At 64.0% G+C, this 12,483-nt stretch carries 12 protein-coding genes; 8 read left to right on the top strand and 4 right to left on the bottom strand.

Features of this window, described 5'->3' with window-relative positions; all coding sequences use genetic code 11:
- Positions 1-176 precede the first annotated feature (176 nt).
- The gene (locus tag IP86_RS12580) at positions 177-422 is read left to right on the top strand and encodes a hypothetical protein (protein ID WP_054162876.1); all 246 of its coding nucleotides are present in this window, start codon (positions 177-179) and stop codon (positions 420-422) included.
- A gap of 68 nt (positions 423-490) precedes the next feature.
- Here IP86_RS12580 and IP86_RS12575 read toward each other — a convergent pair whose 3' ends face one another.
- The gene (locus tag IP86_RS12575; RefSeq protein ID WP_054162875.1) at positions 491-1,837 is read right to left on the bottom strand and encodes an acyl-CoA dehydrogenase family protein; all 1,347 of its coding nucleotides are present in this window, start codon (positions 1,835-1,837) and stop codon (positions 491-493) included.
- Positions 1,838-2,152: 315 nt separating this feature from the next.
- On the opposite strand from IP86_RS12575, the gene IP86_RS12570 reads away from it, so the two are divergent.
- A complete protein-coding gene (locus tag IP86_RS12570) occupies positions 2,153-2,782 on the top strand; it encodes a helix-turn-helix transcriptional regulator (protein WP_054162874.1) in 630 nt (209 codons plus the stop codon).
- Here IP86_RS12570 and IP86_RS12565 read toward each other — a convergent pair.
- Positions 2,760-4,085 (bottom strand): acyl-CoA dehydrogenase family protein, encoded by a 1,326-nt coding sequence (locus IP86_RS12565; RefSeq protein ID WP_054162873.1) that lies wholly within the window; start codon positions 4,083-4,085, stop codon positions 2,760-2,762. The two genes, IP86_RS12570 and IP86_RS12565, sit on opposite strands and share 23 nt — an antisense overlap.
- 482 nt (positions 4,086-4,567) lie before the next feature.
- Here IP86_RS12565 and IP86_RS12560 point away from each other — a divergent pair, with 482 nt between their 5' ends.
- The 6 genes from IP86_RS12560 (at position 4,568) to IP86_RS12535 (ending at position 10,718) form a co-directional block, all read left to right on the top strand.
- Positions 4,568-6,949, top strand: a complete 2,382-nt coding sequence (locus IP86_RS12560; protein ID WP_054162872.1) for a TonB-dependent receptor domain-containing protein — start codon at positions 4,568-4,570, stop codon at positions 6,947-6,949.
- 24 nt (positions 6,950-6,973) lie between these two features.
- Complete coding sequence (locus IP86_RS12555) at positions 6,974-7,663, top strand: Fe2+-dependent dioxygenase (protein ID WP_054162871.1); 690 nt, start codon at positions 6,974-6,976, stop codon at positions 7,661-7,663.
- Positions 7,660-8,565 carry a tonB-system energizer ExbB gene (gene exbB, locus IP86_RS12550; RefSeq protein ID WP_054162870.1) on the top strand — a complete coding sequence of 302 codons (906 nt, stop codon included), beginning with the start codon at positions 7,660-7,662 and terminating at the stop codon, positions 8,563-8,565. The genes IP86_RS12555 and exbB overlap by 4 nt, the downstream gene beginning before the upstream one ends.
- A gap of 3 nt (positions 8,566-8,568) precedes the next feature.
- On the top strand, positions 8,569-9,021 hold the full coding sequence (exbD, locus tag IP86_RS12545) for a TonB system transport protein ExbD (RefSeq protein ID WP_054162869.1): 453 nt from the start codon (positions 8,569-8,571) through the stop codon (positions 9,019-9,021).
- 116 nt (positions 9,022-9,137) lie between these two features.
- Positions 9,138-9,932 (top strand): TonB family protein, encoded by a 795-nt coding sequence (locus IP86_RS12540; protein ID WP_054162868.1) that lies wholly within the window; start codon positions 9,138-9,140, stop codon positions 9,930-9,932.
- A gap of 42 nt (positions 9,933-9,974) precedes the next feature.
- Complete coding sequence (locus IP86_RS12535; protein ID WP_349509529.1) at positions 9,975-10,718, top strand: class I SAM-dependent methyltransferase; 744 nt, start codon at positions 9,975-9,977, stop codon at positions 10,716-10,718.
- Between the two features lie 10 nt (positions 10,719-10,728).
- On the opposite strand, the gene IP86_RS12530 is transcribed toward IP86_RS12535, so the two are convergent.
- Both IP86_RS12530 and IP86_RS12525 read right to left on the bottom strand, forming a co-directional pair.
- Positions 10,729-11,475, bottom strand: coding sequence for an SDR family NAD(P)-dependent oxidoreductase (locus IP86_RS12530; RefSeq protein WP_054162866.1), 747 nt, complete (start codon positions 11,473-11,475; stop codon positions 10,729-10,731).
- A gap of 133 nt (positions 11,476-11,608) precedes the next feature.
- The gene (locus IP86_RS12525) at positions 11,609-12,343 is read right to left on the bottom strand and encodes an SDR family oxidoreductase (protein WP_054162865.1); all 735 of its coding nucleotides are present in this window, start codon (positions 12,341-12,343) and stop codon (positions 11,609-11,611) included.
- Positions 12,344-12,483: the final 140 nt, after the last annotated feature.

Below are 12,483 nucleotides of genomic sequence, written 5' to 3'. Positions count from 1 at the left end.
GCTCTCGACGCGGCCTTGATGCTTTCGGATCGCCGGGGCCACGACCCGTTTCGCCGCTGACGGTGTCTCGGCGACGCGCAGTTGAGAACTGTTCCAATTGTCAGTCCAGCGCCACTCGGTCATATCCCGCGCCACGTCCCGCGTGGCATGTCAGCCGGGGCGGTCCGGAGAGGGGCATGGAAGAGCTGAACGGGCGGATGATCGCCTGCCAGATTCTGATCACCGGCCTGATCGCGCGCGTCGCCAACGATCAGCCCGACCCGCTGCGTTTCCTCAGCGAGTTTCGCGATGAGATCCGCGCTGTGGTTGGCGGCATCAGGATCGGTGGTGCCCTCGATACCGAACGCGTGCGTCTGACGGCGCAGCAGACGGTGGACGAACTGTTTTCACTGATGAAACCGCCGAGCACGTCGGCGGACTAGCAATCGACCTGCAGCGTCAGGTCGGAGGCGGGACGGCCGTGACCGGCCCGCCTTGGTTGCCTGCGATCCTATTCGGCCGCCTGCATGATGCCGCGGGATGTCGGCAGCGGATCGGCGACCGTGCCGATTTCCTCCATCGACTTGTCGAAACGGACGAAGTCGTCGTCCATCAGCGCGCGAGGATCGAAGCTCTCCTCCGCGATCACGCCGTGGACCCGGCGGCGCTGCATGCCCATGTTGCCGCCATCGTAGATCGGCAGCACCGAGGCCTCACGCAGATACTTTCCGAACTTGTGCTCGGTGCTGAGGCTGTTGACGCCGACGACCTGCATGCACTTGTAAACGCAATCGAACATCGTTTCGGTGACGTTGATCTTGCACATCGCGCCGATCAGTTCGGCGTGCTGTCCGTGCTTGTCGAGATAGTCCGCGGCTCGCCACGAGAAGTAGCGCGCCGATTCGATCTTGGCCGCAACATCGCCCATGATGTAGCCCGCATTCTGGAAGCGGATGATCGGCGTCAGCGACCCGGCGGTGTGACTCTTGAGGAACTTCAGCGCGTCTTCGTAGGCCGCGCGGGCCACGCCGACCGCCGCGATGGCTGCCACGGGACCTGACCACGCGAAGTTACGATTGATCACGAAGTCGCCGTTGCCTTCCGCTCCGGGAAGCAGATTGTCGACCGGCACCTTGGCGTCCTTGAACACCACGAGCGCGTTCGAGGTGGTGCGATGGCCCTCTTTGTCGAGAAAAGTCCAGGTGACGCCCGGCGTGCCGCGTTCGATCACGATGGCGGACAGACCTTTGGTGCCGCCGACCGTCGTGTCGGTCCGGATGATCGCGGTTTGCGTGTTCGAGCCGAGGCCGTCCCAGCCGGCCGACGACGACCATTTCTTCTTGCCGTTGATGATGAAGTAATCGCCTTCGCGCACGGCGGTCATGCCGATGCCGGCCTTCGGAACCGGGCTGTCGAAGTTGGCGGTGCCGCCGGTGCCGCCCGGAGGTTCGCCGGCGGTCCAAGCACTCAGATACGTGCCGGTCGGGTCGGAGGTCGCCGCTCCGATGAAACGCTTCTTCTGCTCTTCGCTGCCGTACCAGGCGACGGGCATCAGGCCGAGTCCGTTGCACAGCACGGTACAGGCGAAGCCGGGATCGACGGCGCAGATCTCTTCGGCTGCGATAACGAAGTCGAGGCATGACAGACCGCCGCCGCCGTATTCCTTGGGGAGCATCGCCATGGCGATGCCTGCCTTGTAGGCCTCGACATAGGCCGATTTAGTCTTCTGGTAGGCCAGCATCGGATCGGGCTCCCGGTCGGCCGCCGGGATGACCGGCGCGAGAACGCCCTCCGAAAAGTCTCTCGCCATCTTCTGAATGCTCTTCTGGCTCGCCGACATCGTGAAATCGATCGCCATTTTCGTTCTCCCTCAACTGATGAAGTTCGAGACCGCGATGGCGAGATGTCCCGGCATCTCTCGTCAGGGCCTCGTCCGTCATGATGGCCCGTCGCGGCGAGACGACAAGAAGATAGATTAGGCAGTTAAAACTGTTTAAAGTGGTGTAATCGAGCAGGGCGTGAGCAGTCTGGGGGCGAATTGGGCAGGCGCTGACCGAAATTGCCGCAACAACGACGCCTGACGTAGGATAGGTGTTGGCGACGAGATCTGCGGTGTGGTGGCGGGTTCGGGCGCGGAGCGGGGCTGTCGAAGGATCCGGGCGAGGACGGCAAGGTGATCGTTGGAGACACGCAGCAGAAGCTGCTTACGAAGTTACTGGAAGCCAAGGCCGGCTTGACGATTGATGACCTGGTGGCTCAGGTCGACATCACGCGCAGCGCGGTGAAGCAGCACCTATCGGGGCTGGAGCGGTCGGGCTTCGTGCAGCATTCGACGTCGAGGAGCGGTGGCCGCCCGAAGTTCCTCTATACGCTGACCGAGAGCGGGATCGACCTGTTTCCCAAGCGTTACTCGTGGTTTTCCCGAGTGATGTTCGAGAACCTTCGCAAGAAGATCGGCGCTTCCAAGTTCGGAAGCTACATGTACGAGCTCGGTGTCGACATGTCGGCGGCTGCGATCCCGCGGCTGGTCGGCAAAACTCGAGTGGAGCGCGTGGTGGAAATCGTCCGGATCATGAACGAGACCGGCTTCGCGGCGCGTACCATCGCGCCCGAGAAGGGCGACAAGCTGCCACGCATCGAATGCAAGAATTGCGTGTTCCACGACCTGTCGAAGGACTACATCGAAGTGTGTCAGTTCGATCTGGGATTTCTGTCGGGACTGATGGGGGCTCCGATCGAGCATCAAGAGTGCATGCAGCGCGGCGGCCAGGCGTGCCGGTTCAAGTTTTCGCCGCCTGCTTGACCTTCGTCGGTCGAGCAATCTTGTCGAAGGGTGTCGGGGCGGAGCGGGCGATCGCACGCGGATCGAAATCCGGATCGGCCATGACGGCGCAGATCTTCCGCATCTGCATGCCAATATTGCCTGCATCGTAGAGCGGGAAAACAGCCGCCTCGCGTAGGTAGCGCTCGAGCGGATTGGCGCGGTCGAGGGCGTTGACGCCGACCGCCTTCATGGCCTGAAATACGGCACCGAACAACAGCTCACTGCAAAAGACCTTTGCCATCGGCCCAATCGCGTGTCCGTCCGCATTGTTCATGTCGTGATAGTGAGCTGCCTTCCATGCAAAGGCGCGGCCGGCCTCGACCTTCATCGCGACTTCCGCGAGCGTGTAGGCGACGGCCTGATGGTGGATGATCGGCTTGTCTCCGCCCCCCGTATAGGTCTTGGCCCATTTCAGTGCGTATTCGTAAGCCGAGCGCGCGACCCCGACGGATGCGATTGCCGCCACCGGCCCGGACCACGTGAACGCCTTGTTGATCACGAGGTCACCGTCGCCGATCGCGAACGCGTTCTCTTCGGCGATACGGCAGTCCTCGAAAATGATAGAGTTGTTCTGACTCAGCCTGTGTCCGAGTTTGGAGATCGGTTGTTCGTAACGTACGCCAGTGGCGGAGCGGGGAACGATGATGGCGCTCAGCCCCTTCGATCCTTCCGCGCCCGGGCTGGTGCGGACGATACAGACATTGACATCCGCTCCACGCAGATCCCAGCCGCCTGCATTGCAGGGCCAGAATTTGCGGCCGTTCAGGATATACTCGCCGTTCTTGGCGTCGTGCGTCGCGGTCAATGAAATGCCGGCAGGGAACGCGGCGGCCCCGTCGAAATTGGCTGTGCCTCCCGGCGCTCCTGCCGCTTCGCTCACAGTCCAGCCGGCGAGATACTCCCCACGCGGGTCGCTGGTTGCAGGTCTCAGCCATTTCTGCTTCTGCGCTTCCGATCCGAACCAGACGAGCGGCATCAAGGCCAGGCCGTTCACCAAGAGGATTGTCGCAAAGCCCGGATCAACCGCAGTCAGTTCCTCGACGACGACCTGCAGGTCGACATTGCTGATGCCGCCTCCGCCATATTCCCGGGGAATAAAGCCGGTCGCGAAGCCCAGTTTGTAGCTTTCGATATAGGCGCTCTTGGTCGCCAGAAATGCGTGCTGCGGGTCGGGATCTTCATCGGCGGCCCGGACCAGGGGCTGCAGGATGTCGTTGGCGAACTCCCTTGCGATGCGCTGAAGCCGTTTTTGGTAGGCGGTCAGCGTAAAATCGATCGCCATTCTGTGCTCCATGGAGAGCGGACTAAAGACAGTTTTCCATATCTAAAGTGAACTTTGGAGAGCTTAATGTGGGCAGCAGGCAGCCAAGCAATAGGCAGGCTGGAGGCTGGACGGAGAAGACCATCGTCCGAGGCGAATGACCCCAACGGTCCATCGCTCGTCCGCGGTCGGGCCTGCCTTTGCGGGCTGTGCGAGAGGTGTCAAAAGCGCGAGAGGTATATCGGGCGTGGAGCAGGGAAAGCCTTGGGCGTCCGAGCGGCGCCGGTAATATCTGGAGGGTTGCGCGACCTTTGGGTGCGTAGAGGGCGCCTCCATCCGGATGTTTCCGGAGGTGATTGTTTAGAACCGTTTTGATCTTGAACGATTCCAGCGCGACAAAGACGCACGCGCGTTGACCCTCAATTTTGCGGCCGATACCACTGAAAACTGCAGGTAATTAGCAACTGCAATTTTTTGGGGGTCGGCAGATGAACGGGGCGGGAGTGAGCGGGGCGAAGACGCCAAGATCGTTGCGCGCGGAAGCATCGATCCGAACCTTCAATGACGAACTCGACAGTCACTACGGCCGCAAGGTCTCGGCGGTTGCCGGCATGATCGCGGTGGCGTCGATCGGTGGCGCCGAGGCGCAGCAACCGAACCTGCCCGCCGTAACCGTCGATGCGCCGGTGGCGCGACCGCGGCCCGCGGCGACGCCGACGCCTGATCAGGTCCGCGCCCGAAACGCGCTGCGCCGGGCGGCACGGCGAGCGCAGCCGACGCCGGTTGCGCCGGTGCCGTTCCCCAACGCCGGTGCGCTTTCGGCCGATGCTAACCCTTATGCGGACGCGGCGGCGCCCTACAAGGTCGATCGCCTGTCCGGCACCAAGTTCACCGAGCCGCTGATCAACACGCCCCGCACCGTGACGGTGCTCAGCAAGGAAGTGCTCGAGGACAAGAACGCGACCTCGCTGCGCGATGTGGCGCGCTCCACCGCCGGCGTCACGCTCGGCACCGGGGAGGGCGGCAACGCCTTCGGTGATCGCTTCTTCATTCGCGGCTTCGATGCGCGCAACGACGTGTTCATCGACGGCATTCGCGATCCGGCGGTGTCGATCCGCGAGAATTTCTTCACCGAGCAGGTGGAGATCCTGCGCGGCCCGGCCTCGACCATGGCGGGCCGCGGCACCGCCGGCGGCGCCATCAACATCGTTACCAAGCAGGCGTCCACCGCAGGCAGTTTCACCAAGGCCGAGACCACGTTCGGCACCGATGCGACCAAGCGCGTCACCGTCGACGTCAACCAGGTGCTGAGCCCGACGCTCGCGGTGCGTGTCGACGGTCTATACCAGCAGGCCAACGTCGCGGGCCGCAACTACGTCAACGACGATCGCTGGGGCACGCTCGGCGCCATCAAGTGGACGCCGACCGACGCCATCAAGATCAATGCCAACTACGTCCACACCGATCTCAGCGGCCTTCCGGATTTCGGCGTGCCCTACAACACCACGTTGCGGCTGCCATCGACCAGCGTGAACGTGCCGCGCGAGACCTATTACGGCTTCGTCAATCGCGACTTCCAGAAGGCGCAGCAGGATTTCGGCACGGTGACGGGCGAATTCGCCATCACCCCGGACCTGACGCTGAGCAACCGCTCGCGCGCCGGCCGCTCCGTGCTCGACTATATCGGCACGCTGCCGAGCAACCCGACCGCGACGACGGTGCAGCTCGCCTCGCAGAGCCGCTATCAGGTCACCAACGTGCTCGCCAACCAGACCGACCTGACCTACAAATTCGACACCGGTCCGGTGAAGCATGCGCTCATCGGCGGCGCCGAGATTTCACGCGAGAGCGTGATGCGCGACACCTATGCGGGCCTGACCTCGGAGTTGACCGGCTTCCAGACCGGCGGCCGCATCACCGTGCCGCTGCTGTCGCCGCCGAACGAGTTCGCCTTCGCCAGTTCGCCGCAGCGCGCCTATAATCCGACCTTCATCAACGTCGACACCAAGTCCGCTTATCTGATCGAGACGGCGAACTGGAACGACGTCGTGATCCTCAATGGCGGGGTGCGTTACGTCGACTACAATATCAACGGCCACACCGCGACGACCAGCACCGGCGTCCAGTCTGGTATGTGGAACTACAATCTCGGCGCGGTGGTGAAGCCGCTGCCTTACGCCAGCCTGTATGCGGCCTACGCGACCTCGTCGAACCCGGTCGGCGCCGAACTCGACGCCTCGGGCACGGCCTATGGCGGTCTCGTCGTCAACAACACGACGTTCCAGGCGCTGTCGCCCGAGCAGAACAAGGCGGTCGAGGTCGGAACCAAATGGGAGCTGTTCGACCGGCACCTGCTACTGACCGGATCGCTGTTCCAGACCGAGAAGTCGAACGCCCGCGAGACGGTGGGCAACAACATCCTGGCCACCGGTGTTTATCGCGTGCGCGGCATCGACCTCGAAGCCTCCGGCAAGATCACCGAACGCTGGAGCGTGTTCGGCGGTTTGGTGCTGATGGAGAGCGAGGTGCTGCAATCGGTCGATCCGACGCAGGTAGGCGCCAAGCTCGCCAACATTGCGCATCAATCGTTCAACCTGCTGACCAAGTACAAGTTCGACGATCATTGGGAAGTCGGCGGGCAGGCGGTGTACGCCTCAAAAATTTACGGCGGCACCTTCGGCGCCATCAACGGCAATGTGCTGCCCGAGCACTGGCGTTTCGACAGCTTCGTCGAGTTCAAGGTCGACAAGCACATGACCGCGAAGCTGTCGGTCAACAACATCTTCAACACGACCTATTACGACGCGTTCTATCGCAGCAACTCGCCGTTCGTGTTCATCGCGCCGGGCCGGTCGGTCTGGCTCACCCTGCGCGGCGCGCTCTGACGCGCCGCCGGGACTGGAGCTGTCATGCTGGTTTGTATTCCCGAAGTCCTGTCGAAGCCGGAGGTGGCGGAGTTCCGCCGCTTGATGGATGCGGCAGACTGGGAAGATGGCCGCTCCACCGCCGGCGCACAGTCGGCCATGGTCAAGCGCAACGAGCAGCTTCCGCCCGACGGCGAGCTGGCGCGTGCGCTCGGCCGCCGCGTCATCTCGGCGCTGACCGCGAACCCGAAATTCGTGTCTGCAGCGGTGCCGCTGCAGATCTTCCCGCCGCTGTTCAATCGCTACGCCGCGGCGGGTAATCACCATTTCGGCATCCATGTCGACAACGCGGTGCGCGGCGATCCGCTCACCGGCCTGCGCATTCGCACGGACCTGTCGGTCACGCTGTTTCTGGCGGAACCCGACGAATATGACGGCGGCGAGCTGGTTGTGGAGGATACCTACGGCTCGCACGAAGTGAAGCTTCCCGCCGGCGATTGCGTGCTCTATCCATCGACCAGCCTGCACATGGTCACTCCGGTGACCCGCGGCGCCAGGGTCGCGTCTTTTTTCTGGCTGCAGAGCATGGTACGTGATGCCCATGCGCGCAGCATGATTTACGATCTCGACGGCGCCATTCAGGCCCTGGTCGAGCGGCTGGGACGCGATGACCCTGAAACGGTCAAATTGACCGGTATCTATCACAACCTCATCCGCTACTGGGCCGAAGTATGAAACTGTCGAAAATCCGATTGATCACCGCGGCGTTGCTGTCGCTGGCACTCGCGGCGCCTGTCGCGCCGATCTTTGCGCAGCAGCCGTCTGCTCCGGCGGTGACGTCGTCGCCGGCGACGCAACCGTCCGCCGCCGCACCGGACACGACCGGTTCGACCCAGGCGCTGCCGAGCTCCGGCGCGACGCCGAACGGCAGCGTGACGCCAGGGCTCGCCGAGCTGTCGCCGTGGTCGATGTTCCTGCAGGCCGACATTGTGGTGAAGGCCGTGATGGTCGGCCTCGCGCTGGCTTCGGTCATCACCTGGACGATCTTCATCGCCAAGAAGGTCGAACTCGGTCGCGCCCGCTGGCGGCTGCGCTCGGCGCTGAAGCAGATCAGCGAGGCCCGCTCGATGTCCGAGGCGCAGCTCGCGCTCGGTGACAAGACCAGCCCGTTGTCGATGCTGCTGAGCGCGGCGCTGCACGAGGCGCGGCTGTCTGCCGGGCTCACCAGCGACGAGGGTATCAAGGAACGCGCGGCTTCGAGCTTCAGCGAAATCGTTCGCGCGGAGTCGCGGCACATGCGGCACGGCATGGGCTTCCTCGCCACGATCGGCGCGACCGCGCCCTTCATCGGCCTGTTCGGCACGGTGTGGGGCATCATGAACAGCTTCATCGGCATCTCGAAATCGCAGACCACCAACCTCGCGGTGGTGGCGCCCGGCATCGCCGAGGCGCTGCTCGCCACTGCGATCGGTCTGGTCGCGGCGATCCCGGCAGTGATCATCTACAATCACTTCTCGCGCGAGATTAAGGTCTATCTCGAAATGGTGGCGCGCGCCTCGGGCGCGGCGGGTCGGCTGCTGTCGCGCGATCTCGATCGCAGCCATGGCGGCGGCCGTCACGTCCGCGCGGCGGAGTAGGGCATGGCCGTCTCACTCAACGATTCCGACGGTCTCGACGACGATTTCGACGAGACCCACGAGATCAACGTTACGCCGTTCATCGACGTCATCCTGGTGCTGCTGATCATCTTCATGGTGGCGGCACCGCTGTCGACGGTCGATCTGCCGGTCAGCCTGCCGACCTCGACGGCGACGCCGCAGAAGCGCCCCGACAAGCCGACCTATGTGAGTATCAAGTCCGATCTCGCGGTGGCGATCGGCGAGAACCAGGTCAAGCGCGTCGATCTGGTGCAGACGCTGAATTCGATGTCGGACATCAGCAAGGACAATTTCATCTTTCTGCGTGCCGATCGCGCGGTGCCGTATGGCGAGCTGATGGACGTGCTGGAGATGCTGCGGGCCGGCGGCTACGCCAAGATCAAGCTGGTGGCGCTCGAAGCGGTACCTGGAGCGGCACCGGGCGGCGCGCAGTAACGACGGATCGACGTGTTTGCGGCTTGGCGCCGCAGGCGCGCGGCGGGAGGCCGTTCCGGCGGCCTGCCATGGTACGGCGGCTCTGTAGTGACGGGCGCCAAACGATTGTTGAGCGAATGACCGACTTCGATTTCTCACGCAAGCCGTCGCGGACGGTGTGGCTGATTGCCGGCGTTGTCGCCGTCGGGCTGCACGCCGGCGGCGTGGCGCTGGCGCTCGCCAGCCGGGCCGACGATCTCGATGACGATGCGCTCGGTGCGCCGGCAATCGAGGTCGGCGTCGAGATGATGTCGCCAAAGCACGAGGCGAGCGACCTGCCGCCGGGCCCGGACACCGACGCATCGGCCGCCTCGCCCGCGCTCAACGAGCAGAAGGCCGAAGTCAAGGAAAGCGATCTGCCGAAGGACACGCCGCAGCAGACCGAAGAGGCCGACCGCGTCGTCACCGAGCAGGACGCCAAGAAGCCCGACGAGGAGCAGAAGGAAAAGGCGGTGGTGCAGCAGCAGGCCTCGACCGAGTCGGTTGCCGCCGAAGCCACCGCGATGCCGAGCAACGAAACCGCTAAGGAGGGGCCGCGTTCGGTGGCTCCGGCGCAGGGCGTCGGCCAGGCCGCGCAGCGTATCCGCGCCACCTGGCAGAAGGAGCTTGTCGCCTATCTCGACAAGCACAAGCGCTATCCGAAGGACTCCGCCCAGAAGAACGTCAAGATCGTCGTCAGCTTCGAACTCGACCGTCTCGGCCACGTATTGTCGACGCGGATCGTCGAAGGCTCCGGCGACGCCGCCTTCGATCAGGCCGCGCTCGACATGGTCAAGCGCGCCGATCCGGTTCCTGCACCGCCGCCGCTGATCGCCGACGAAGGCCTGACCTTCAGCCTGCCGGTGATTTTCCGGACCAAGGGCAGAGGTTGAGCGCCGCGCGCCTGACCGATCGGACGGGTTATCCGGGACTTCGTGACGGGCCGCTTCGCTATGACTGAAGGATGGAATGAATCGGCGGCCGCCTGGATCGCCGATATGGCCGATGAAGGTGATTTCGGACGGCGGTTCGTTCTCGATACCCCGATGCTGGCGCGGGTGAGTGCGGGCGGTTTCAAACAGGCCCTCGACGTCGGCTGCGGGGAGGGCCGGTTTTGCCGCAAGCTGCGCGGCTTGGAGATCGCCACCGTCGGGATCGATCCCACCGCGGCTTTGATTGAGCGGGCGCGACAGCTTAACCCGGGTGGAGACTATAGGATCGGCCAGGCGGAGGCGCTGGCTTTTCCGGATAGCTCGTTCGATCTGGTGGTCAGCTATCTGACGCTGATCGATATTGCGGACGTCACGGCTGCGATCGCGGAAATGACCCGGGTTCTGAAGCCCGGTGGAGCGCTGCTGATCGCCAACCTCAACAGTTTCACCACCGCCGCGCAGCCGGACGGATGGACCCGCGGGGCCGACGGCAAACTTCAGCTTCGTATCGACAACTATATGGAGGAGCGCGCCGACTGGGTGTCATGGCGCGGCATCCGCATTCTCAACTGGCATCGGCCGCTCAGCACCTACATGTCTCTGCTGTTGGCGAACGGCCTGCAGCTCGAGCACTTCTCCGAGCCGCTCCCCAATGGCGGCGATCCGAACACCGTAAGCCGCTATCGCCGTGCGCCATGGTTCTTGATCATGGAGTGGCGCAAGCCGTGCGACCGCAGGTCGTGCTGATATCAGCGGCTTAATACGTCGCCCGGCCGCCGGAGATATCGAACACGGCGCCGGTCGAGAACGAGCAATCTTCCGAGGCCAGCCACGCGACCATCGCGGCGAGTTCTTCGACCAGCACGAAGCGTCCCTTCGGGATCTTCGACAGCATGAAGTCGATGTGCTGCTGCGTCATCTGATCGAAGATCGCGGTCTTGGCCGCGGCCGGCGTCACCGCGTTGACGGTGATGTCGTAGGACGCCAGCTCCTTGCCGAGCGATTTGGTCAGCGCGATCAGGCCGGCCTTCGACGCCGAGTAGTGTGCGGCGTTAGGGTTGCCTTCCTTGCCGGCGATCGAGGCGATGTTGACGATGCGGCCGTATTTGTGGGCGATCATCGCCGGCACGATCGACTTGCAACAGATGAACGGGCCGTCGAGGTTGATGCGCAGCACCTTGCGCCATTCCTCGTAGTCGGTGTCCCAGACGGTCTTGTTGACGCCGGCGATGCCGGCATTGTTGACCAGGATGTCGATCTTGCCGAATGCCTGCAGCGTGGCATCGCGGGCGCGATCGACCGCCACCGAATCGGTGACGTCGACCTGGAACGCCAGGATCGAGTCGCCGATCTCTTTCGCGGTCTTCTCGGCCAACGGGATATCATGATCCCAGATCGCGACCCGCGCGCCGGACGCGATGAACCGCTCGGCAATCGCCCGCCCAAATCCCTGCGCCCCGCCGGTGACGACAGCGCAGCGATGCTTGAGGTCGATGGTGTTCATTGTCGTTTGTTCCCTATGCGCGAACCAGCAACCCCGTCATTGCGAGGAGCGAAGCGACGAAGCAATCCAGGTCAGTGCACGGCGCTCTGGATTGCTTCGCTTCGCTCGCAATGACGGAGATTCGGTCTGTGACTCACAGCGTCCACCCGCCGTCGATGATATGCGCCACGCCGGTGGTGAAGGCGCTCTCATCGCTCGCAAGATACACCGCGAGCGCGGCGATTTCCTCCGCGGTGCCGAGCCGGCCCATCGGCTGGCGGGACACGAACATCTCGCGGCCTTGCGGGCCGGCGGCGGCGGCGCGGCCGAGCATCGACGGCGTCTCGATCGTGCCGGGACAGATCGCGTTGCAACGAATGCCGCGGGTGATGAAATCCGCCGCGACCGCACGGGTCAGCGCAGCGACCGCGGCCTTGGTGGCACCGTAGACGTAGCGGTTCGGCGCCGCCTTGTAGACGCCGGCGGCCGAGGAGATGTTGACGATCGAGCCGCGCCCCGCCTCGAGCATGCCGGGCAAGAAGGTTCGGATCGTGCGGTGCATCGACTTGACGTTGAGGTCGAACGAAAAGTCCCAGTCCGTGTCGGAGCATTCCAGCACGGTGCCGTGATGGACGAAGCCGGCGGCGTTCAGCAGAATGTCGACAGTGCCGACCTCACGGCCGATCGCCTCGACGGCCTCGGTATCGCGGACGTCGAGCCTTGCGGTGCGGGCGATGCCGTGATCGGCCAGCGAGGCGAGGCCGGCCTCGTCAATATCGGTGGCGAACACCTCGGCGCCCTCGCGGGCGAACGCGATCGCACTGGCGCGGCCAATGCCGGCCGCCGCCGCGGTGACGAATGCGCGCTTGCCTGTAAGCCGGTCGGACATGTGGTTTCCTCTGCAGAGTGTTATTTGTTCGGTTGCCAGCGCTCGCAGCGCCTGAAGACTGCTCCCTCTTCCCGCTTGCGGGGAGAGGGGTGGGGTGAGGGGGCGCATCAACGGGCCGAGCCGCTCGGCGGCGTGGAGGC

Source organism: Rhodopseudomonas sp. AAP120 (assembly GCF_001295845.1).
In the GTDB taxonomy this organism is placed as follows: domain Bacteria; phylum Pseudomonadota; class Alphaproteobacteria; order Rhizobiales; family Xanthobacteraceae; genus Rhodopseudomonas.
This window is presented reverse-complemented; position numbering and strand designations above follow the sequence as displayed.